The organism is Pyxidicoccus sp. MSG2, assembly GCF_026626705.1.
GTDB lineage: Bacteria > Myxococcota > Myxococcia > Myxococcales > Myxococcaceae > Myxococcus.
Genome location: NZ_JAPNKC010000001.1, coordinates 3892117 through 3913756 on the forward strand (window position 1 = coordinate 3892117; position 21640 = coordinate 3913756).

Annotated in this window: 20 protein-coding genes; 7 read left to right on the top strand and 13 right to left on the bottom strand. The window is 72.3% G+C overall.

Annotation, left to right across the window (positions count from 1 at the left end):
* Nucleotides 1-5: 5 nt before the first annotated feature.
* Genes OV427_RS14670 through OV427_RS14725 form a run of 12 tightly spaced genes read right to left on the bottom strand, consistent with a single transcriptional unit; the run spans nt 6 to nt 11667 of the window.
* On the bottom strand, nt 6-899 hold the full coding sequence (locus OV427_RS14670; RefSeq protein ID WP_267856724.1) for a MerR family transcriptional regulator: 894 nt from the start codon (nt 897-899) through the stop codon (nt 6-8).
* Between the two features lie 13 nt (nt 900-912).
* Nucleotides 913-1782, bottom strand: a complete 870-nt coding sequence (locus OV427_RS14675; RefSeq protein ID WP_267856725.1) for a MerR family transcriptional regulator — start codon at nt 1780-1782, stop codon at nt 913-915.
* The gene (locus OV427_RS14680; protein ID WP_267856726.1) at nt 1779-2456 is read right to left on the bottom strand and encodes a lysophospholipid acyltransferase family protein; all 678 of its coding nucleotides are present in this window, start codon (nt 2454-2456) and stop codon (nt 1779-1781) included. The genes OV427_RS14675 and OV427_RS14680 overlap by 4 nt, the downstream gene beginning before the upstream one ends.
* On the bottom strand, nt 2453-2803 hold the full coding sequence (locus OV427_RS14685; protein ID WP_267856727.1) for a lycopene cyclase domain-containing protein: 351 nt from the start codon (nt 2801-2803) through the stop codon (nt 2453-2455). The genes OV427_RS14680 and OV427_RS14685 overlap by 4 nt, the downstream gene beginning before the upstream one ends.
* Complete coding sequence (locus tag OV427_RS14690; protein ID WP_267856728.1) at nt 2800-3177, bottom strand: lycopene cyclase domain-containing protein; 378 nt, start codon at nt 3175-3177, stop codon at nt 2800-2802. Before OV427_RS14690 ends, OV427_RS14685 begins: the two co-directional genes overlap by 4 nt.
* Nucleotides 3174-4307 (bottom strand): glycosyltransferase, encoded by a 1134-nt coding sequence (locus OV427_RS14695; protein WP_267856729.1) that lies wholly within the window; start codon nt 4305-4307, stop codon nt 3174-3176. Before OV427_RS14695 ends, OV427_RS14690 begins: the two co-directional genes overlap by 4 nt.
* Entirely contained in the window at nt 4304-5227 is a 924-nt protein-coding gene (locus OV427_RS14700; RefSeq protein WP_267856730.1) for a carotenoid 1,2-hydratase, read from the bottom strand. Before OV427_RS14700 ends, OV427_RS14695 begins: the two co-directional genes overlap by 4 nt.
* On the bottom strand, nt 5224-6681 hold the full coding sequence (locus tag OV427_RS14705; protein WP_267856731.1) for a phytoene desaturase family protein: 1458 nt from the start codon (nt 6679-6681) through the stop codon (nt 5224-5226). Before OV427_RS14705 ends, OV427_RS14700 begins: the two co-directional genes overlap by 4 nt.
* Nucleotides 6678-8003: a hydroxymethylglutaryl-CoA reductase, degradative gene (locus OV427_RS14710; RefSeq protein WP_267856732.1), complete on the bottom strand. Its 1326-nt coding sequence runs from the start codon at nt 8001-8003 to the stop codon at nt 6678-6680. Before OV427_RS14710 ends, OV427_RS14705 begins: the two co-directional genes overlap by 4 nt.
* Before the next feature lie 7 nt (nt 8004-8010).
* Entirely contained in the window at nt 8011-9021 is a 1011-nt protein-coding gene (locus OV427_RS14715; protein WP_267856733.1) for a phytoene/squalene synthase family protein, read from the bottom strand.
* A complete protein-coding gene (locus OV427_RS14720; protein WP_267856734.1) occupies nt 9018-10574 on the bottom strand; it encodes a phytoene desaturase family protein in 1557 nt (518 codons plus the stop codon). The genes OV427_RS14715 and OV427_RS14720 overlap by 4 nt, the downstream gene beginning before the upstream one ends.
* A 7-nt stretch (nt 10575-10581) precedes the next feature.
* Entirely contained in the window at nt 10582-11667 is a 1086-nt protein-coding gene (locus tag OV427_RS14725) for a polyprenyl synthetase family protein (protein ID WP_267856735.1), read from the bottom strand.
* Between the two features lie 230 nt (nt 11668-11897).
* Here OV427_RS14725 and OV427_RS14730 point away from each other — a divergent pair, with 230 nt between their 5' ends.
* From OV427_RS14730 to OV427_RS14745, 4 genes are all read left to right on the top strand, one after another.
* Nucleotides 11898-12359 carry a hypothetical protein gene (locus tag OV427_RS14730; protein ID WP_267856736.1) on the top strand — a complete coding sequence of 154 codons (462 nt, stop codon included), beginning with the start codon at nt 11898-11900 and terminating at the stop codon, nt 12357-12359.
* Nucleotides 12356-13261 (top strand): TIGR01777 family oxidoreductase, encoded by a 906-nt coding sequence (locus tag OV427_RS14735; protein WP_267856737.1) that lies wholly within the window; start codon nt 12356-12358, stop codon nt 13259-13261. Before OV427_RS14730 ends, OV427_RS14735 begins: the two co-directional genes overlap by 4 nt.
* Nucleotides 13262-13271: 10 nt before the next feature.
* Nucleotides 13272-14324 (top strand): alpha/beta hydrolase-fold protein, encoded by a 1053-nt coding sequence (locus OV427_RS14740; protein ID WP_267856738.1) that lies wholly within the window; start codon nt 13272-13274, stop codon nt 14322-14324.
* Between the two features lie 167 nt (nt 14325-14491).
* Nucleotides 14492-15106: a hypothetical protein gene (locus tag OV427_RS14745; protein ID WP_267856739.1), complete on the top strand. Its 615-nt coding sequence runs from the start codon at nt 14492-14494 to the stop codon at nt 15104-15106.
* Nucleotides 15107-15431: 325 nt separating this feature from the next.
* On the opposite strand, the gene OV427_RS14750 is transcribed toward OV427_RS14745, so the two are convergent.
* Nucleotides 15432-16079: a hypothetical protein gene (locus OV427_RS14750; protein ID WP_267856740.1), complete on the bottom strand. Its 648-nt coding sequence runs from the start codon at nt 16077-16079 to the stop codon at nt 15432-15434.
* Nucleotides 16080-16116: 37 nt separating this feature from the next.
* Here OV427_RS14750 and OV427_RS14755 point away from each other — a divergent pair, with 37 nt between their 5' ends.
* The 3 genes from OV427_RS14755 (at nt 16117) to OV427_RS14765 (ending at nt 21634) form a co-directional block, all read left to right on the top strand.
* Nucleotides 16117-19038 carry a HEAT repeat domain-containing protein gene (locus OV427_RS14755; RefSeq protein WP_267856741.1) on the top strand — a complete coding sequence of 974 codons (2922 nt, stop codon included), beginning with the start codon at nt 16117-16119 and terminating at the stop codon, nt 19036-19038.
* A gap of 209 nt (nt 19039-19247) precedes the next feature.
* The gene (locus OV427_RS14760; protein ID WP_267856742.1) at nt 19248-20663 is read left to right on the top strand and encodes a reverse transcriptase family protein; all 1416 of its coding nucleotides are present in this window, start codon (nt 19248-19250) and stop codon (nt 20661-20663) included.
* Complete coding sequence (locus tag OV427_RS14765) at nt 20660-21634, top strand: hypothetical protein (protein ID WP_267856743.1); 975 nt, start codon at nt 20660-20662, stop codon at nt 21632-21634. The genes OV427_RS14760 and OV427_RS14765 overlap by 4 nt, the downstream gene beginning before the upstream one ends.
* Nucleotides 21635-21640: the final 6 nt, after the last annotated feature.

Here is a 21640-nt window from a genome sequence, read left to right on the forward strand (position 1 = left end):
GCGGCCTACTCCGCCAGCTTCACCCAGTCCTCCTCGTCGGAGAACACGTGCACCCCCAGGCGCAGGCTCACCTCCGGCCAGGCCTGCGCCGCCGGGCCACCCAGCCAGAGCGGCACGCCCGGGGGCAGCGCCTCCACGAGGCGCGACAGCGTGTCCTGGAACACCTCCGCGCCCTTGTTGTTCACCGCCGACAGGCCCACGAAGTCCGGCCGCAATTCCGCCACCGCGCGCCCCAGGTCCACCGCCGGCATGCGCTGCCCCAGCAGCGTCACCCGCACGCCCGAGTGCCGCAGCCGCAGCGCCACGCCGAGCAGCCCCAGTTCGTGCTCCTCGTCCGGGAAGCACGCCAGCACCGCGTGCTTGCGCCCGACGTTCGGCGCCGCGTGCAGCAGGCTCACCACCCGCGCCCGCACCACCTGCGTCACCAGGTGCTCCTGCGCCACCGACAACTGCCCCGCGTGCCAGCGCTCTCCGACTTCCCGCTGCAACGGGGCCAGCACGTCGTCGAAGGCCCGCAGCGGCGGCAGCGCGGCGAGCACCTCGTCCATCACCGCCGACACGCGCGCCTGGTCATACGCTTCGGCCGCGGCCAGCGCCGCCTCCAGCCACGCGTCCACGCGCGTCCCCTGGACGTCGCCCGTGACGGCGGGAGCCTCCGCGCCCAGCTCCGCGCGCAATTGCGGCAGCAGCTTCGCCGCCTCGCTGATGGCGACGCCCTCGTCGGTGAGCTTCTTCAGCCGCCTGAGCAGGGCCACGTCCCGGTCCGTGTAGACGCGGTAGCCGGCCGGCGTGCGCCGCGGCTGGAGCACCCCGTAGCGCCGCTCCCAGGCGCGGATGAGCTCCACTCGCACTCCGGAGAGCTCGGCGGCGATGTGGATTCGGTAGGTGCGCTCGGCCATGTCGCGAGTGAAGTCAGGTACGACGATTCTGGGCGTTGCGCACCTGGTTCCAGATGGCGACGAGCTCTTCCGAGGACTCCGCGTACTGCGCCCCGAGCGTGAAGAGCGTCTTCAGGTGCTCGCGGGCGCCGGCCCCTCCTACCACGACGGGGAAGGGCGCACAGGCCCGCAGTGCGTCCCCCAACACCTCCAGGAACTCGTCCGGCTCGCGCCGGCGCACGAAGGACAGCGCCACGACGTCCGGCCGCACCTGCGCGCAGGCGCCGTGCAGCGCCTCGGCCGGCGTATCCGCGCCCAGCATCGTCACCCGCCAGCCCTTGCGCTTGAGGTGCAGCGCCAGCGCCAGCAGGCCGCCCTCGTGGTGGTCCCTCGCCGGGCACGCGAGCAGCGCGCGGGGCCCGTCGTCCACGGGCTCCACCGCGTCCAGCACCTGACGCAGCCGGTGGCGGAGGAAGGCGGACGCCAGGTGCTCGCGCGCGATGTCCAGGCGCACGCCCATCTCCCGCAAGAGCGGCATGAGGAAGCGGTCGCAGTACGCCTCCACGTCCATGGCGGCCTGCGCCTCGTCCAGCACGCGCGTCACCTCGTCCCCGTCCAGCACCATGACGGCGGACCAGAAGCGCTCGTTCAACTGCACCGGCGGGGGCAAATCCCGCAGCGGCGTGGCGCGCACCTGCGCAATCGCCTCGCTCACCGACAGGCCGTCCTGCTGGATGAGCCGCGCGACGCGGCGGATGGCCTCCACCTCGTCGCGCGAATACACGCGGTAGTTGTTGCTCTCGGTGCGGTGCGGGCGAGGGAAGCCATAGCGCCGCTCCCACGCGCGCAGCGTGGCCTCGCGGATGCCCGTGAGTCGGGCGATGGTGCGGATGCGCAACGTCATGGCGCCAGCCCCCGGGCCGCATCCCAGCGCTCCGCCACGCCCCGCGCTCCGGACACCTTCTGCGTGAAGCCCTCCAGCGACGTCGCCGCCGCCACGCGCTTCACCACCGACTCCAGCCCCTGCTGGAAGAGCGCCAGCGGCCCCGGCGGATGCGGCGTTCCCACCTCCAGCAGCACGTCCGGGCGCTCGTGCTCGAAGAACGCGTAGCGCACGGCGATGGGCACGCACTCCACCTTCGACACGCGCGCCAGCAATTCCACGCCCCGCTCCAGTTGCAGGGGCAGCACGCCGAAGGGACGGTGCTCGCCTTCCGGGAAGACGTACAGCGCGGAGCGCGGCCGGCGCAGCAGCGCCTTGGCGTAGCGCAGGGACTCCACCGACGAAACCGCATCCTTGCGGCGGATGCTGAAGGCGCCGATGCGCGCGAGGAAACGGTAGCGCCGCAGGTTCTCCTCCTCCATGAGGCAGTAGGAATCCCACCCCGCCGCGCGGCCGAGCTGGTGCAGCATGAAGCCGTCCCACCAGTTGCAGTGGTTCAGGTACACGAGCCGGCCTTCATCGCCCGTGGGGAGCGTGCCGCGCACCCACAGGCCGCGGAACGCCGAGCGGAACTTCCACCCGATGTACGCGTCCAGGGCCCACCCGAAGGGGCCACCTTTGGCATCGCGAATCAAGACGCCCGCGCCTCCCGCGCCCGGGACACCAGCGCGGTGAACAGGGCCAGCCCCAGCGACACGAGGATGCTGGTCAGCAGGAAGAAGAGCACCTCCTCCAGCGGGACGAGCCCCAGGTACACACCCAGGTGCCGGCCCTCGCCGAAGTTCCAGATGCCCGTGGAGATGGCCAGGTGGTCCGCCACCGAGAGGTACACGCCGATGACGAGCGCCGGAGGCAACACCGCCCTCAGCACCGCGCCCGAGCGCTCCTTGTAGTGGCGCACCAGCGCGATGGACTGCAGGAGGATGAGCGGCAGCGTCCACGCGAGCAGGTGGATGAGGTAGGCCCACTGCGTCTCCATCATGGCGCCGCCTCCCGGGCCGTGAGCTTCCTGCCTTCGGAGCGGGGCTCGGGCTGACGGGCCGCGGGCTTCTGCTCCAGGGCCCGCGTCAGGCGCGCGCGCGCCCACAGGCCCACGAGCAGCGTCTGCAGGCCGAAGAAGAGGTACTCCTCCAGCGGCAGGTAGCCGAGCTTGATGCCCCAGATGCGCTCCGGGTCGAAGCCCCACAGGCCCCACTTCACCGCCAGGTTGTCCCACGGCGACGTCGCCGCGTAGACGACGACGAGCAGCAGTCCCATGGGCGCCAGGCTCCGCGCGGTGAAGGTGCGGCGGTAGCGCCACACCAGGAAGAGGATGGGCAGCACGACGAACAACCCGAGGAATCGCGCGTAGGTCATCCCGGTCCTCCGCTCAGCTCCGGCGACACGCGGACCATCCGGCCCCCGGGTTGAAGTGCATAGGTGCGGCCCCGCCACGTCACCGTGCCCTGCTGCCACAACGAGCACAGGAAGGCCGCCAGCAAGAGCCCTTCCCCAAGTAACCAGTCCGTCAGCGCGTACGCCCGGCCCGTGTCCGCGCCCGGAGTCCCCGTGGGCGCACTGAGCGAGGCCAGCCGCAGGGCCAGCAGCGTGCGCACCACGACGAGCAGACCCACCGTGCCCGCGAGCACCGGCGAGCCGAGCACCGTGGCCAGCAGCACCAGCGGCAGCGTGGGCGTGAAGAGCAGCGGCACCGTGGGGTAGAGCGCGGGACGGTGGCTGGCGAGCACCTGCATCCACCGCGTGAAGCGCGCCAGCGGCGTGCCCCAGGACTCCACCGTGCCCAGCGGCACCACCGCCGGGGCCGTGCTCAGGGCCACGTCGAGCCCTCGTGCATGCAGTCGCTTCGACAACTCCAGGTCCTCGCCGATGTGGTCCGCCAGTTCCTTCAGCGCGTCCATCGCCACGGGGGACAGGCCCAGGGCCTTGCCGCACACCGCCTTCGCTCCGGCGCTCATCACATCCAGCGCGCGAAAGCTGTGGTGCGTGTAGCGCAGCAGGCCGGCCATGGCGCGGCTGGCTCCATCCTCCGGCCCCACCGGCGTGGGCGCCGCGGTGCTCAGCGCCGCGCCCGAGGCCACGGGGGCCGCGAGCCCTTCCACCAGCGCGCCCGTCACCGCCACGTCCGCGTCCACCGCGAGCACCACGCGGCCCTGTGTCTGGAGCACCTCCAGCGCGTAGAGCAGGTGGCCGACCTTGCGGTTCGGGGTGAGCGGGTCGCTCGGAAGCCAGCGCACGCCCGGGGCGAGGCGCGGACGGTACGGAGACACCACCACCTGCTCCAGCGGCCCCGCGTAGTCGATGGGAGTGGCCAGGTTCTCCAGCTCGCGTGGCGTGGGTGCGTCCACCGGGCGAAGGAGCAGCACGGGGACCTGTGTGCTCGCCGCGGACGCCGGACGCCGGGAGCGCAGCAGTCGCGCCAGCGCCACGCCGCTGAAGCCCGTGGCCAGTGCGGCCCACGACAGGGACATGAGGACCCACGCGTTCATGCCGCCCGTCCCACGCGCGTGCGGAAGTGCGCCATCCAGCGGATGAAGGGGGAGTGGAAGCGACGGAAGTCCGCCACCTCGCCCAGCGAATCGAACCGGCCCTTGCGCGCCTCCAGCCGTGCATAGAAGGGCGACGACTCCAGCAGCCGGGCCTCGCCCACCACCTCATTGCCCGCGTGCAGCCGCGACGGCACCCGCAGCCCCCACCCCGTCATGCTGGTGGGCCGTGCCTCCTGTGCCGGCCCCCGCTCGCACCGCACCCCGCCCTCCCCCGCCACCATGCTCAGCGGCGGCACCCCGTCCGGCAGGTGGTAGTCCACCACCGTCGTGTCCTCGCGGTGCGTGCGTGCCCAGTGCCAGCCGGACAACCTCGCGCCCAGCAACTCATCACCGTGGTTGGTGTCGTGGTAACCCAACCCATCCGCCTCCACGCCCAGCGACGACACCTCCAGTCGAGCCCGCGCACGCGGCGCCAGCGCCTGCCAGTAGTGCGGCAACTCCGGCATCAACCGCACCACCTCGCCCACCGGCGTCATCGGCTCCAGCGTGAGGCTCGCGCGCACCGGCCGACCCCACGGCGCCGTCCAGTCCTCCACGTCCATGCGCACCGTGCCCGCGCCCGAATACGTCAGCGTGGACCGACCAATCCGCAACTGCCCCGGCGACACCAGCTCGGCCCTCGGGTACTCGCTCAGCACCCAGAGCCGGCGCACGCCCTCGTGGTACAGCGCGAAGTTCACCGCGCTGTGCTCCTGCGGCCGTCCGCCGCGCCGCGCCGCCACCGAGTAGCGCGGGGAGAAGAGCGAGCCCAGCATGAAGATGCATACCGCGCTGAACGGCCCCGCGGTGACGTCCGCGTAGAACCAGCGATATGCGCCCGCCGCGTCGGGCAGCGCGGGAAGCTCTCCCAGCGGCCTCATGCGCTCCTCCGCAGGTGCTGCGAGGCCAGCTCCGCCGCGAAGCGTCCGGACAGCATCACCAGCGGCACCCCGCCGCCCGGGTGCGTGCCTCCGCCCGCGAAGAACAGGCCCGGCGTGCAGCCGCGAATCCGCGGCCGGCGGAACGGACCGAACTTCCCGTGCGGCAGGAAGCCGTAGATGGAGCCACCCGGAGCCCCCTGCGCAGCCAGGTCCACCGGCGTGCGCTGGCCGATGACGCGCGTGCGCCCTCGCAGCTCCGGGAAGTGCTGGTAGAGCTTCTCGAACATCTGCGCCTTCGCCCGCTCGGCGCCCAGCTCCCAGGCCCGCTCGGCGCGCTCCGCCTCCATCTGTCCCACGGGCAGTGCCGGCGCGTTCACCATGACGAACAATCCCGTGCGCCCCTGCGGCGCCATGGTGGCGTCCGTCGCGGACGGGTTGCAGAAGTACACCGTCGGGTCCGTCGCGAGCTGCCCGCTGAACAGCTCCTCGAACTCGCGTCGGTAGTCCCCGCCAAAGAGCACCGTGTGGTGCGGCAACCGGGGGCGCCCGTCCACCTCCATCAGCAGCACGAAGCCCGACAGCGCGAGCGGCTCGTCGGCCCGGTGCAGCGACTCCAGCGGGTCCGCGTTCACCACCACGCTGTCATAAGGCTCCGCGTCGCCCTGGGGCCCCACGCGGTAGCCACCTGCACTGCGCTCGAAGCGTGCGCGCGTGTTGAGGTGCACCGTCACGCCCAGCCGACGCACCGCCACGCCCAGCGCCTCCACCAGCGCGCCCACGCCGCCGCGCGCGTGGTGCACGCCGTAGGCGTGCTCGATGTGCGGAATCAGCGCGAAGGCCGCGCTCGCCTGGTACGGCGACGCCCCCGCGTAGGTGGCGAAGCGCCCCGCGTACTGCTGCATGTGCTCCGTCTTGAAGTGCCGCACCGCCAGGTCATGCAGGGTGCTGAGCTTCATCCCCGCCATGATGGCGCCCACGCCGCGCTTCGCCACGCGCGCCATGAAGCCGGCCATGCCCTCGAAGGGAGCCTCCAGGTACGGCTCCCCCGCCGCGCGCCAGATGGCCGCGGACTCCTCGTAGAAGCCGTGCACGCCGCGCCGCTCACTCGGCCTCAAGCCAGAGGCGCTCTCGGCCATGCGCTCCAGGTCCTTGTACGCGGTGAAGCCGCACCCATCCGAGAACCGGTAGGTGCACTGCGGCTCCAGCTCCGTGAGCGGGGGCATCAAGTCCAACGCGTCCAGCTTCTCGAAGGTGCCCCGCACCAGCTCCGGCAGCGTCAGCAGCGTGGGCCCGGTGTCCAGGGTGAGGCCGTCCACGGTGACGGCCTGGGCCTTGCCGCCCAGCGAGGCGCTCCCCTCGAAGAGCGTCACGGCGTGGCCTTCCTTCGCCAGCAGTCCGGCCGCCGTGAGGCCACCGATGCCACCGCCCACCACCGCGACGCGGGTGCGCTTCATCCCCGAGCCTCCTTCCGCCGGGCGACTTCCGCCGCGAGGATTTCCCTCGCGCGCTCCGGCCGGTAGACGCGCTCGCGCGCCAGCCGCTCCGCGACGATTTCGATGAGCTCGCCCTGCGCCCCCGCCTCCGCCGCCACGCGCCGCGCGTGCAGCGCCATGTGGCCCTTCTGGATGCCCTCGGTGGACAGCGCCTTCAGCGCCGCCAGGTTGGTGGCCAGCCCCGCCGCCCCGGCGAGCCCGGCCAGGTCCAACGCACCCGAAACCCCCGCCAGCTTCAGCGCCCGCTGTACCCCCGGGTGCGTGCGCGCCGCGCCGCCCGCGGTGGAAGTGGCCAGGGGCATGAGCAGCTCGCCCTCCAGCATGCCGTCCCCCGCCGCGCGCCACGTGGTGAGGGGACGATAGTTGCCCGAGCGTGCCGCCCACGCATGCGCCCCCGCCTCCACCGCACGCCAGTCATTGCCACACGCCACCAGCACGGCGTCCACGCCGTTCATCACGCCCTTGTTGTGGGTGACGGCCCGGTACGGGTCCAGCTCCGCGAAGCGGTGCGCCGCGAGGATGCCGTCCCGCACCGCGCCACCATCCGCGAAGCGCTCGGACACCAGCGCCGACGCCGGCACCCGGGCGCGCACGTGCACCTTCCGGCGGTCCGCCAGGTTGGTGAGAATCTTCAGCCCCGGCCGCGCGCGGGCCAATTCCGCCAGCCGGGGCGCCATGCCCTCCGCCACCGAGTTGACGCAGTTGGCGCCCATCGCATCGCGCGTGTCGATGTGCAGGTGCACCACCAGCGTCGTGGCGTCCAGCACACGCACCTCCAGCTCGCGCGTGCCGCCTCCTCGCGCGCACATGGCGGGGATGAGCGCATCCGCCTCCGCCAGCAGCAGGGCGGCATGCGCATGCAGCGCCGCGCGTGCGTCCTCCAGCGAGGGCACATCCAGCAACTCCACCTGCGCGGTGGTGATGGGCGCGTCCGCCTCCACCGTGAAGCCGCCGCCCTCCGCGCACAGGCGCGCGGCATACGAGGCCGCGGCGATGATGGAGGGTTCCTCCACCGCCATGGGAATCAGCCGCTCCCGCCCGTCCACCACGAAGTTGAGCGCCAGGCCCAGTGGCAGCCCGTGGATGCCGACGACGTTCTCCACCATGGCGTCCGCGCACGCCTCGTCGAAGCCGGCCAGCCCCGCCAGCGACTCCGCGTCCTCGGGAGCCACCCAGCGCGCCTCCACCAGTCGCGCGCGACGGCGCTCCGGGGACTGCCGGTAGAAGCCCGACAGGCGGGAGGTGCGCTTTATCTGGAGACTCTTCACGCGGTCATCGCTCATCGCGTCCTCACCCTCCCGTCCCCGTGGGCAGCAGCGGCGCGCCCGCGTCACCCCGGGGCACGGGCAGCGCCGTGCCGGGTCGCATGAAGACGCCCGTGGCCAGCGCCAGCTTGCGGCGCGTCGTCACGTGCGCCCGCGCGCTGAACACGTCGTAGTCGCGCGCCTCGATGTCCCTCAGGATGTCGCCATAGATGGCGCCCATCATCCGCACCATCCGCTGGCTGCCGAAGCCCTGGAGGTAATGCACGCCCGCGGCGGCCCGCGCGTAGTACACGCGCGCGCGCTCCACCTGGAAGCGCATGAAGGCCCGCCACCGCTCGTCCACCTTCCCGCGCCGCAGGTCGCTCTTGCTCAGCCCGAAGGCGGCCAGCTCCTCGGAGGGCAGGTACACGCGGCCCCGCTCCAGGTCCTCGCGCACGTCGCGCAGGATGTTGGTGAGCTGCATCGCCCGACCCAGGTCCGCCGCCGGTTGGGACGCCTTCACATCGGCGCAGCCCAGCACCGGCGTCAGCATCAGCCCCACCACGCCCGCGACGCGGTAGCAGTAGAGGTCCAGCTCCTCCCACGTCGTGTAGCGGCTCTTCGTCAGGTCCATCTCCATGCCGGAGATGAGGTCCTGGAAGGGCTGCTCCGGAATCCGGTAGTGGCGCACCGTGTGCTTCAGCGCGGCGAACTCGCTCGGCTCCCACGGCGACTGCGCCTCCGCCGCCATCAGTCGCTCGGCTGGGGAGCCCAGCTCCTGCGACGCCAGCTCCGGCATGGGCAGGTACAACTCCGCCACCATCTGCCGCGCCTTCGCCAGGCGCACCGACAAATCAGCGGGCACCACGTCGGGCCCGTCACCGTCCACCATGTCGTCCAGCCGCCGGCAGAAGGCATAGAGGGCGAACGCCGCCTTCCGCCGCTGGCCGAAGAGCAGGTACGAGGCGAAGAAGAAGCTCTTCGCGTGGTGGCGCGTCACCTCCTTCGCGCGCCGGTAGCCGTCGTCCACCAGGTCCTGCGGGTCGTGCGGGTTCATGCGGCCACCTCTTCCAGCGAGCGGGGCGCGCTCTCGCGCGGAGTCAGCGAGACGCCCGCGTCACGGGCCCAGTTCAGGAGCCGCTCGGTGACGAGGCGCGCGGAGATGAGCACCGTGGGAAGCCCCGTGCCGGGCTGTGTGGAGGCGCCCACGAAGAAGAGGTTCTTCACCCGTGCGTCCTGGTTGCGCGGGCGGAACGGGCCAATCTGCGTGAAGTTCTGCGCCAGCCCGAAGGCACTGCCGCGCGCGAGGTTGAAGGTGGACGCCCAGTCGTCCGGGGTGAAGATGCGCTCCACCTCGATGTCGGACTCCAGCCGGGGGAAGCCCAGCTCCGCCAGCCGGGCGAACACCTTCGCCCGCACCTTCGGGCCCTCGTCCTTCCAGTGCACGTCCGGGTTCTGGTGCGGCACCGGCACCAGTACGTAGAGCGCATCCTTGCCCTCGGGCGCGAGCGACGCGTCGGTGCGCGTGGGCACGTTGACGTAGAAGCTCGGGTCTTCCGGCACTCGGAAGCGCTCGAAGATGTCGTCGAACGAGCCCTTGTAGTCCCGGCCGAACACCACGTTGTGGTGCAGCAGCCCCGGGACCCTGCGCTTCATGCCCAGGTACAGCATGTAGCCGCTGGACGTGTAGCGCAGCTTCTCCGGGCGCTTGAGCCTGGTGGCGTTCGGGTCCAGCAGCTTCTCGTACGCGTAGGGCAGGTCCGCGTTGCACAGCACCGCGTCCGCCTCCACCACCTCGCCGCCCGCAACACGCACGCCCGTGGTACGGCCGCCGTCGGTGAGGATGCGTTCCACTGGAGTGCCGTAGTGGAACCTCACGCCCTCCTCGCGCGCCAGCCGCTCCAGTGCGCGGGGAATGGCATACAGGCCGCCCTTGGGGAACCAGATGCCCACGCCCAGCTCGGTGAAGGGCAGCAGGCCGTAGACGGCGGGCGACGCGAAGGGCGACACGCCCAGGTACATCGTCTGGAACGTCATCGCCGCGCGCAGCCGGTCGTCCTGGAAGTAGCGGCTGACGTCCGCGTACATGCGGCGGTGCGCGCGGACCTTGAGGATGCGCGCGAGCACCTTCGGCGAGAAATAGTCGGAGATGCCGTCGTAGTTGCGGCCCACCAGATGGTCCAGCGAGGTGCGGTACTGGACGCGACCCTGGGCCATGAAGGCGAGATAGCGCTCGTAGCTGCCCGGCTCCACGCGCTCCAGCTCGCGGCCCATGGCGCACAGCTCGGAGGTGAAGGTGACGTCCGAGCCGTCGCGGAAGTGAACGCGGTAGTTCGGCTCGCACCGCAGCAGCGTCAGGTAGTCCTCGATTCGGCGGCCCAGCGCGCGGAAGGTCTCCTCGAACACCTCCGGCATCAGCACGATGGTGGGGCCGATGTCCCACGTGAAGCCCTCCACGCGCAGTTGGTTGCAGCGCCCTCCGGGCCCGTCCGTCTTCTCGAAGACCTGGACGTCGAAGCCCTGGTGCGCCAGCCGCGCCGCGGCCGCGAGGCCTCCGACGCCCGCGCCCACCACCACCACCCGCCTGCCCTGGGTCCGTGCGCTCGTCATGGCGTCCTCATGCGGCGCGCCGTGCCAGGCGGGAGATGAGGGCATCCAGCAAATCCCTCACCCCGTGCGGGTTGGGCAGCGACTGGAGCGAACGGCGCGCGGCGCGCGAGGCCCGGTCCACCATGCGCTCACAGGCGGCGCGGCCGCCCCACTGCTCCACCAGCACGCGGGCGCGGTCGAGCGCGGCCTCGTCCTTCTGCTCCACCGACAGCGACCAGAGCGCCTCCAGCTCCTCGCGCGCGGCGGCGTCGGCGCGCGCGTAGGCGGCCAGCACCGGGAAGGTGCGCTTGCCCTGCGTGAAGTCGCCGTCCGCGGCCTTGCCCGCCACGCTCGAGTCACCGAAGAGGCCGATGAGGTCATCGCGCAACTGGTAGGCGAGCCCCACGTGGCGGCCCACGCGCTCCAGCCCTTCCAGCAGCTCCGCTCCGGCGCCGCCGAGCATGGCGCCGCACACCAGCGGGGCGCAGAAGCCGTAGCGCGCCGTCTTGAGGTACGCCACGCGCAGCGTCTGGAAGAGCGTCACCTCCGACAGCGGCGCGCGCCCCAGGTCCAGGTCCAGGTACTGCCCGGCCGCGGTGTGACGGCACACGCCCAGGTAGTACTGCATCACCCTCGGCGCACCGGGCAGGTCGGAGGCGAGCATGGCCTCCAGTGAGCGGGCGAAGAGGTGGTCTCCCATGACGACGGCGAGGTCCTCTCCCGCGCGACCGGGCGACAGCATGCGGTGCAGCGCGGGCCCTCCGCGCCGCAGCTCCGCCTGGTCCGCCACGTCGTCGTGGATGAGGAGGAAGGTGTGCAGCAGCTCCAGCCCCGCCGCGAAGGTCCACAGGCCGGAAGGCACCGCCGTGCTCCCCCGCGCCAGCGAGTGCCCCGCCATGACCAGCGCCGGCCGCAGCCGCTTGGCCGGCCGCAGGGCATACGTGCGGGCCTGGTCCATGGCCGCCGCCCAACGCGGGTCCAGATTGGACTCATCCGGCAGCTCGAAGAGCGCCCTCAGCGAGGACTCCACCTCCGTCTGCACGAGCTGCAGCCAGGCCTGCTCCAGAGGAAGCGCCCCCGGCAGAGGCCAGGCATTGCGAACCGAGAGTGCCATGCGGCGATCCTCCAGAAAGCCCGAGCTCTTCATCCCAAGAGGTAGCGTTTGCGTCCAGAGCTTGTCAAGGGTATGTCTAAGGTTTACAAGAACCTTGTACACGGGGTTCCCTCATGAAGGCGTGGATCGCGGGTGCGTTGACGGTGTCCCTGGCGGCAGGGAGTGCGTACGGAAGCGAACCTGCGTACGGGCCAGTCGACGCGACGTTACGGACCTCGGCCGGACAAGAGGTGCGCCTGTCCAAGTGGCGGGGGAAACCGGTCGTCCTGTTCTACGAGGACAAGGACTCCACGACGCTCAACCTGTCCCTGAAGGAGGCCCTCTTCTCCCGAGGCAAGGAGAAGGGCCTGCTGGACTCCGCGTGGGTGGTGGCGGTGGCCAACCTGGAGAAGTTCGACTTCTTTCCCGCCCGGCAGATTGCCCTCTCGTACGTCCGGGACGAGGAGAAGAAGGTGGGCGTGCCCATCCTCGTGGACCTGGACGGGACGCTGGGTGACGCGCCCTGGGATTTGCCCAAGAAGACGTCCAACGTGCTGCTGCTGGATGCGACGGGGGCGGTCGTCTTCCGTCACTCGGGGAAGATGAAGCCGGAGGAGCAGGAGGCGTTCTTCGCCGCGCTGAGCCGGCTCATCGGCGTGGACCTGTCGGCGCCCGCGGCGCCGCCGGCTCCGGCTCCGGGAGGCCGTCCATGAAGGTGGCCGTCACCGGGGCGACCGGGTTCCTGGGTCCAGGCCTTGTTCAACGTCTACGGGCCCGGGGGCACGAGGTGCACGTGCTCGCCCGCGACGTTGAACGGAGCCTGAGCCGACTTCCGGCGGGCGTGACGGGCGCCGTGTACGACGCCGGCAAGCCGCTGGCGCCGGAGGCCCTCGCGGGCGCGGAGGCCGTGGTCCACCTGGCGGGCGAGCCGGTGGCGCAGCGCTGGACGAAGGAGGCGAAACACCGCATCCACGACAGCCGGGTGCAGGGCACGCGGACGCTGGTGGAGGCGATGAAGGCCGCGGGCACGGTGAAGCGCTTCGTGTCGGTGTCGGCGATTGGTTACTACGGCGGCACGCGCGCGGCGGAGCCGCTGACGGAGGAGAGCTCGCCCGGGGACGACTTCCTCGCGCAGGTGTGCCGGGCCTGGGAGGCGGAGGCCGCGCGGGCGCGCGAGGCCGGCATCCGCACGTCGGTGGTGCGCATGGGCGTGGTGCTGCACCCGGAGGGCGGCGCGCTGCACAAGATGCTGCCGCCCTTCCGCATGGGCGCGGGCGGCCCGGTGGGCAGCGGCAAGCAGTACGTGAGCTGGGTGCACCGCGAGGACGCGCTGGACTTGCTCCTCTTCGTGCTGGAGCACCCGACGCTGGAGGGCCCCGTCAACGCCACCGCGCCCACGCCCGTCACCAACGAGGTCTTCGCGCATGCGCTGGGCCACGCGCTGGGCCGGCCGTCGGTGATGCACGTGCCGGCCTTCATGCTCAAGGCGGCGATGGGGGAGATGGCGAAGGTGGCGCTGGAGGGCCAGCGCGTCCTGCCCAGGCGTGCCCAGGAGGCCGGCTTCACGTTCCGCCACACGGACTTGGAGGCGGCACTCAGGGAGTTGCTGACGTAGGGTGCGCCGCATGGATGCGAAGACGCTGGAGGCGCGGGCTCGCGCGGAAGGCACGCCCGTCATTGAAGGAGACACCGCCACCTTCGTGTGGCGCGGGCGCGGGCCGGTGTCGCTGCTGGGAGACTTCCAGGACTGGCGCGGCGAGCCGCTGCCGCTGGAGCGCGTGGCCCCCGGCCTGTGGGCGCGCACGGTGACGCTGCCCCGGGACGCGTATGCGGAGTACGTGCTCCTCGACTCGCGCGGCGACAAGGTGGAGGACACCTTCAACCCGCGCACGTCCGACAACGGCTTCGGCGACACCAACCACTGCTTCTACATGCCCGAGGGCGCCCCGCCCGAAATCCTCCAGCGCCCGCGCGGAGCGCCGCGAGGCCGTGTCACCCGGCACATGCTGGAGACAGAGGACATGGCGGTGGGCGGCAGACGCTCGGTGGCGCTCTACGCGCCGCCCGTGCCCGGCCCGGTGCCGCTGATGGTGGTGTTCGACGGGGACGACTACCTCAAGCGCGTGAAGCTGCCGGAGGTGGTGGAGTCGCTGATGGCGCGGGGGCTGATGGGCCCGGTGGCGCTGGCCCTGGTGTCCAACGGCGGCGAGGCGCGCAGCGTGGAGTACTCGTGCAGCGAGTACACGGTGGACCTGCTCTTGAAGCGCGTGCTGCCGCTGGCGCACGAGCACCTGTCGCTGGTGGAGGAGCCCGGGGCGCACGCGGTGCTGGGCTCGTCCCTGGGCGGGCTGATGGCGCTCTTCACGGGCATGCGGGTTCCCGAGGTCTTCGGCCGCGTGCTGGCCCAGTCCGGGGCCTTCGCCATCGAGGGCCGCGACTTCGTCGTCTTCGACCTGGCGCGGCAGACGCCTCGCCGCCCGCTGGACGTGTGGATGGACTGCGGCCGCTTCGAGGTGCTCCTGGAGGGCAACCAGCGAATGGCGCCGCTGCTCAGGTCTTCCGGGCATCGCGTGGAGTACCGGGAGTACAACGCGGGCCACAACTACCCGGCGTGGCGGGATGATCTGTGGCGGGGATTGCAGTGGTTGTTCCCGGTGTCGTCCGCCAAACGCCGGTAAGCACTGCGGTTTACAAGTGTCAGGTGGTGAAGGTCCGGGGGTGCGCGGGGGCAGGGTCGGCCCCACCCTTCCGAGAGGGACGCAACTGGCGTCGCACGCGTCCGATAACCTACATGTGAATTCCCCTGGCCCTGTCCGCCAGGGGGTTCCACTGCTGGAGTTCCCCCATGTCGCGCATTGATGGTGGCAACCGCTCGTCCTCCCCCAAGGGCCCCGTTGCGGAGCGCTCCGGAGCGGAGCGTCCGGACACCGCCGCCAAGGGTGCGCAGCCGGGCGCGGGGACGAAAGGCGGCCAGACGCACCGCGCGGTACAGCCCTTCCAGGGGCGCAGCGACTTCGAGCCGGACCGCCGTCCCACGCCGCGCGCCACGCCGGCCGTGGCCTCACCGGGCACCGCGGCGCAGGACCTCGCGGCCGCCGCCGGGGCCGACGCGGAATTGGAATTGCTCTCCGAGTTCCCCGACCAGGCGGATGCGCAGGGCGGCCTCGCCTCCGCGATGCTCCACGCGCACGCGGACGAGCCCGCCTCGCAGGCCCGCATCGTCGAGCGCCTGAAGCAGGACGGCCGGCTGGAGTCCCTCTTCGGCGAGGTGTTCCGCGAGGGCAACCCGTTCGTCGAGCAGCCGCACCGCAACGCCGTCGTGCGTGCGCTCGACACCGCGCTCGCGCGGGGCACGGTGACGGGTGAGGAGCTGCGGGCCTTCGCCCGTGGCGCCTATGCACAGGAGTGGCAGCAGATCGGCTCCGAGCTGGCGGGGCCCGCCGCATCCGGCAAGCCGTAGCTGGCACTCCCCCAGTGCTCGCGTAACGCGTCCCCTCCTTCGGCGGCCCCTCCGCCCTCGCGTCGTCCCCCATGCACGTTCCTCGTCGACGAAGCTCGGTGCCAGGCCGGAGGACTCCAACGTCCTGCCGTCCCGTCGTGGTGCGCCGCGCACAGGGCCCCCACCATGCCCGGCTCCGCCCGCCTCCTCCGAGCCGGTGCGGCGGGAGGACGCGCCCCGCACGCCGCTCGGTGTGAGGGCTGTCCGCGCGCGTTACGGAGCGCCGAGCGACAGGAGCAGGAGCGCACCGCGAAGCGAGGGAGCGCGCATCGTCATCGCCTCCGCGTCAGGTGCCGAGGCGCCCCACCAGCGCGCCTCGCACCGACTGGGCGATGACGCGCGCGTTGGCGGAGAGTTCCTCGGGCAGCCAGTAGTAGAGGACCTTGCCGTCGGTCTCCACCTTCGAGCGAAGGAAGGTCAGGCCGCCCGTCCCGGCGCGCTCGGGGCTCTTCGGGAAGCACCGTCCGCACAGACACGGCAGCTTCGGCTGCGTCTCGTGCGAGGTGAGGTTGGTGGGGCCGCCTCCGGTGTCCTCACCGCCCGCGGTCTGGAGCAGCAGCGCGGCGTCCGCGGCGGAGAGGGCCCGAGGCGTCTGCAGTGACATGCCCAGCGCGCCCTTCGCGGCCTGGATGCCCTTGCCGGACTCGAAGCGAATCTTCGGGATGAGCGAGGTGACGTCGGTGATGGGCACGGTGTTGGGACGGGAGCGCCAGCCCTCGGCGTCGGACTTGAGCCCTTCGAGCACCGCCACCAGCCAGAGCGCCTCGTTGGGCGGGCGCACGGTGAAGAGGAAGAGGCGCCCGCCCGAACTCAGCGACGCCAGGTGCTTGCTGTTGCTGCGGTAGCGGTCCATCGGAAGCACGTCACCGGGCTTCTTGCCGGCGGCATCCTTCTCGAACACCGCCTTGCTGATGATGGCCAGCATGTCGGGCATGTCCGTGAGTGTACCAGGGCGCATAGAGTCCACCGCAATGCCCGACCTGGACCCGGCCATGGTGCGGTTGCTCGACGAGGACGTCGCGGTTCGGCGCGAGGCGGTGGGAGAGGTCGGCACCTCCACGCTCCCGGGACGCTACGCCCTGCGGCAGGCCCTGCTCACGGACGAGGACGCGGAGGTGCGCGCCACGGCCGCACAACGGCTCGGTGGGACGCGGGATACGCGCTTCGTGCAGGCCCTGCTCGATGCGCTCGCGGACCCGATGCCGCTGGTCAGGGACAGGGCATGGCGCGCGCTGGCACGGCTGGGGGCACAGGCGCTGCTGCCGCATGCGGTGCGCGCGGTGCGGGAAGAGCCCGTGTGGTGGGTGCGCCGGGCGGTGGTGCGGGCGTCTGCTTCCGTCGCGGGCTCGGGTGCTCTGGACGTGCTGCTCGGCGCGCTGGAGGACCCGTTCTGGCGCGTGCGCCATGCGGCGGTGCAGTCGCTGGCGTGGATTGGGACAGGCAACCCGGCCGTGCAGCAGCGCGTGCGGCAAGCGGCGGAGGGCGCCACGCAAGGGCCGATGCGCTCCGCGGTGGCGTGGCTCGAGACGGCGTGGAATGCGGCGCCTTCGCCCCAGGCAGCGGAGCACGTCGGGGATGCGCCGGAGCAGAACGAGCCCCCGCGCACGGAGCGTCTCGAATCCCCCGGCAACGAAGACCCGGCGGTGACGACGGCGCGACTGGAGGCCACTCCCGCCTCGGCGCTCGCTGCTCGCGAACTGGTGGAGTGGCTGGGCGACCCGCATGAGCCGCTGCGACTCCTCGCGCGGCGGCGCCTCCGTGAGCGGAAGGACTTGGACGCCCTGCTCCTCGCGATGCGCTGGCTGGACGAGCCTCGCGTGCCGCATGCGGCGGAGGAGGCCCGCTCGCTGCTCGAACGCCTCGACTTGGAGGACGTCGAGCTCGCATCCCGTGTCCTCACCGCGCCGCCCCGCCCGGGCGCGGTGGCCTGGGCCTCGCGCGTCGCGGTGCGCGAAGGGCACTCCGAATTGCTGGAGCGCGTGCGCCTCCTGCTGCGTCACCCCGAGCCCGCCCTGCGGCGTGCGGCGCTCTCCGGCCTCGTCTACGACCCCGACAGTCTCGACGACGTGCTCGCCGCGCTCGAAGACCCGGACGAGCGCGTGCGCGCGGAGGTCATCGCCGCCTGGGAGCGCAGGCCCCCGGCACGCTCCACCGCCGAGGCCTTCGCACTGGCACTGGCGCGCTTCGCACCCCGCGCCGCCACCCCTCGCGAGCGGCGCGCCGTGGCGGTGGCGGCCATGTTCCTGGAGGAGCCCGAGCTGCTCATCCACACCTCACACGACGAGGACCCGGCCGTGCGCGCCGTGGCTCTGCGTGCCCTCGCGTCGCTCGACCTGCTCACGGAGACAGAGCGCCAGGAGGCCGAGGAGCACGAGGACCCATGGATTCGCTCCGCGGTGCTGGACGCGGACTCCGCGCTCCGGGTCTGCGCGGAGGACCCGGACCCCACGCTGCGCCGGACCGCGCTCGAATTGCTGCTCCCCCTGGGCCGTCGGCTCGCGGCCAGGCCAGACTGGGCAGACCACGGCTTGAGCACGACCGCCCTCGCCTGCTCGCAGTCCTCCGACGCGTGGATGCGCGCCCGCGCCGCCGAGCTGCTCTCCCCCACCCGTGGCCACGATGACCTGCGCGCCCTGCTGCGCCTGTCGCTCGACACCACGCCCATGGTCCGCGCGGCGGCGGCCTCCATCCTGGAGCCGTGCGCCACGCTCGACACGCTCCTCGACGACCTCCTTCACGGCCCCACGCGGGAGCGGGATGAAGCCCTGCGCACCTCCGCCTGGACCTGGCGCCTGCGCCTCGCGGACGCCTCCGCCTTCGAGCACCTCCGCGCTGCCCTCCTCGGCGACAAAGAGCCCGAGCGCGTCGTCTCCCACCTCCAAGCCCTCACCCTCGTCTTCCCCGACGAGCTCATCGCCTCCGAGCCCGCCCTCGCGCGCCACCGTCCCTCGCGCCCCGCACAGCCGCGCACCGCTCCCGCACCGCGCCCCGCCGTGCCGCTCCACACCTCCTCGCGCCCCCTCGGCCGCACGGGCCTCACCGTCTCACCGCTCGTCCTCTCCGGTGCGCACCTCACCTCGCCCGAGCCCTTCTTCGAGGCACGTGAAGCCGGCCTCAACACCTTCTTCTGGGAGCCGCGCTACACCGCGCTCACCACGTTCCTCCGCAGTGGCCGCAACCTGCGCGACGGGCTCGTCATCGTCGCCGGCAGCTACTCCTCGGGCGCCGCCGCCCTCCGCCGCGACGTGGAAACCGCGCTCCGCCGCCTGCGCACCCCGTGGCTCGACGTCTTCCTCCTCTTCTGGGTGCGCTCCCCCGAGCGCCTCAACGCGGAGGACTTCGCCGCCCTCGAACGACTGCGCACCGAGGGCAAGGTCCGCACCTTCGGCTTCTCCACGCACCTGCGAGACCTGGCCCGCGACGCCCTCCGCCAGCACCCCTGGCCCGTGGTGATGACCCGCCACAGCGCCGCGCACCCCGGCGCGGAAGGAACATTCCTTCCGGAAGCCCGGGCCCGCGGCACCGGCGTGCTCACCTTCACCGCCACCTGCTACGGCCGCCTCCTCCAGCCCGCCCCCGGCACTCCACCGGACGCGCCGCTGCCCACGGCCGTGGACTGCTACCGCTACACCCTCTCGCAGCCCGGCGTCAGCGCGTCCCTCACCGCGCCGCGCAGCCGCCGCGAGCTGCTCCACAACCTGGACGTGCTCTCCCGCCCGTACATGGAACCGGACGCCCTGCCCGCCATGCGCGTCCACGGCGAGCGCGTGCGTGCCCGGAGCCGCCAGCTCGACGCGCTCGTCCGCCGCGCGCCGGGTGGGCCGCGTGACGCCCTGCTCGCGCTGCTCGAGGAGGACGGCCCTCCTGACGCGGGTGACCTTCCCTCCTCCTGACGGATGTGATGTGCTTCGCCTCGCTCCTGGGGCCGCGTGCAGCCAGCCTTCCGTCCGCGATGTCACGTCGCGGCTGCCTGTGACTCCCATTGAAGGACGAAGCGGTGCGAGGTCCGCCTGGCGGGCTTCCCCGACCTCGCCCGCATCTGCCGTGCAGGTGGCGGTGGCCCCAGGAGCCTGCAGTCCTTCACCGCGGTCGGAGCGCCGGAATGGACCTCGTTGGCCTCATCCTCGAGCTGAAACCCCTGCTGGCCGACCCCGAGTCGAACTTCGACCGCATCGTCGCGCTGCTGGAGCGCCACCAGGGCCTGGCCGAGTACGAGGTCGCCCGCTTCTACGTGAGCCGCTCCTGGCTGGAGCCCGTCTCCCGCCGTCTCAAGAGCGTGGACCCGCGTGAGCGGCTCCAGGCCGTGCGCCTCATCCCCCTGCTCTTCGCCCGCGCCAGCGCCGCCGGACAGCTCCGCCGCCGCGTGAAGGACCCGGACTCGCGCGTGGCCGCGCATGCCCGCGCCGCCGTGCGCCGCCTGGGCCTCGCGGACGTCTCCCCGCCCGACACGCGCGCCGACCCGCCGCGCCACCCCAGCGCCACCTCCGTGGGCGGCTGGAATCCCACCGGCTGGAACTTCGGCCTCTACCCGAGCATGAACCCGCCGGTGAAGCGCAAGGCCGCCCTCACCGCCGCCCTGCCCGTGCTGAAGTCGCGCGCGGACGTGGCGAAGCTCGTGGGCGTGCCGGTGGCGGAGCTGGACGCGCTGATGCGCCCGGGCTCGGAGGCCGGCTCCGGCTACGTGGAGTTCGACGTGCCCAAGCGCTCCGGAGGCGTGCGCCGCCTGTGCGCCCCGCGCGCGAAGCTCAAGGCCGTGCAGCGCGCCATCCTCGACAAGCTCCTCGCGCACCTGCCCACGCACCCCGCCGTGCACGGCTTCGTCCCCGGGCGCTCCACGGTGACGAACGCGACTCCGCACGTGGGCTCCACGGTGGTGGTGCGCGTGGACCTGGAGGACTTCTTCCCCACGGTGCACTACCGCCGCGTGAAGGGCCTCTTCGAGGCGCACGGCTACGGCGACGAGGTGGCCTCCGTGCTCGCCGGCCTCACCACATGGCGCCCCCGGCTGCCGGACGGCACCGTGGCGTGGCCCGGCGTGCTGCCGCAGGGCGCGCCCACGTCGCCCGCCATCGCCAACCTCGTCTGCCGCCGCATGGACGCGCGCCTCACCGCGCTGGCGAAGAAGGCGGACGCCACGTACACGCGCTACGCGGATGACCTGACCTTCTCCTTCCAGAGGCCACCGGAGAAGCCGGGCCGCTTCCTCTGGTGGGTGAACGCCATCCTCCAGCAGGAGGGCTTCGCGGAGAACGCCGCCAAGCGCCGCGTGATGCGCCAGGGCGGACGCCAGCGGGTGACGGGCCTCACCGTCAACCAGCAGGTCTCCATCCCCCGCGAGGAGCGCCGCCGCTTCAAGGCCATCCTCGCCAACTGCCGCCAGCACGGCGTGGAGTCGCAGGCGCGCGGGCGCCCGGACTTCCCCCAGTGGCTGACGGGCTACGCCGCCTACGTGCGCATGGTGCATCCCGAGCTGGGGGAGCGCTGGCAGCGCGAGGTGAAGGAGCTGCTCGCCCGATGAGTACCTGGCAGGAGCTGGTGGCGCGCGTGGCCGCCGAGCCCGAAAGCAACGATGCGCGGCTGGTCTGCGCGGACGTCCTCTGTGGCACCGACGACGCACGCGTCGAGCTCATCCACGCCCAGGTGGCGCTGAGCGGACGCATGGACCCGGCTCGCAGGCAGGCCCTCACGAAGCGCGTGAAGGCACTCCTGTCCGAGCATGGCAGCCGGTGGCGCCAACCGCTCCAGGAGGCCCATGCGAGCGATGGGGACTTCTCCCGGGGCTTCATCGAGGAGGCCACCCTGTCCGAGGGCCACCTCGCGAAGCACGGCGAGGCGCTGTTGGCGCGCGAGCCGCTGCACCGGCTGACGGTGGAGACGAAGGACGGCAAGGGCCTGGCGCTCGCCGCCGGGCAGCCCTGGTTCGAGCGCATCCGCCAGGTGAGGCTCATGGGCTCCGGCGTGGCTCGCGCGGCGAAGGCACTGGCCTCCGCGCCGCACGCGGGCCACCTCGCGAGGCTGATGGTGTCCGGCGCCAACGACGAGGCCGTCGAGGCAGTGGCCGGAGGCAGGGCGCTGACGGGGCTGCGCTCCTTGAGCGTCTCCAGCGCCGAGCTGTCCGACGCGTCCGCCGAGGCGCTCGCGAAGGGGCCGCTGTCGCTGGAGGCGCTCTACCTCTCCGGCACTGGCCTGTCCGACGAGGGCGCCCAGGCGCTGGCGCGGGGCACCGCGCTCGCCTCACTCAAGCTGCTGGCCCTCAACCGCAACAGCCTGTCCGACGAGGGCGCCCAGGCGCTCGCGGCCAGCAAGACGCTGCTCCAGGTGGAGCGGCTGGAGCTGTCCCGCAACGAGCTGAGCGAGGAGGGAGTGCTCGCATTCCGCTCCGCCAAGGCGATGCCGAAGCTGCGCCGTCTGGAGCTGTTGGACATGGGCCTGGACCGGCGCGAGCTGGAGCCGGTGCACAAGCGGCTGGGCGCGGGGCTGCGGCTCTGACAGCCC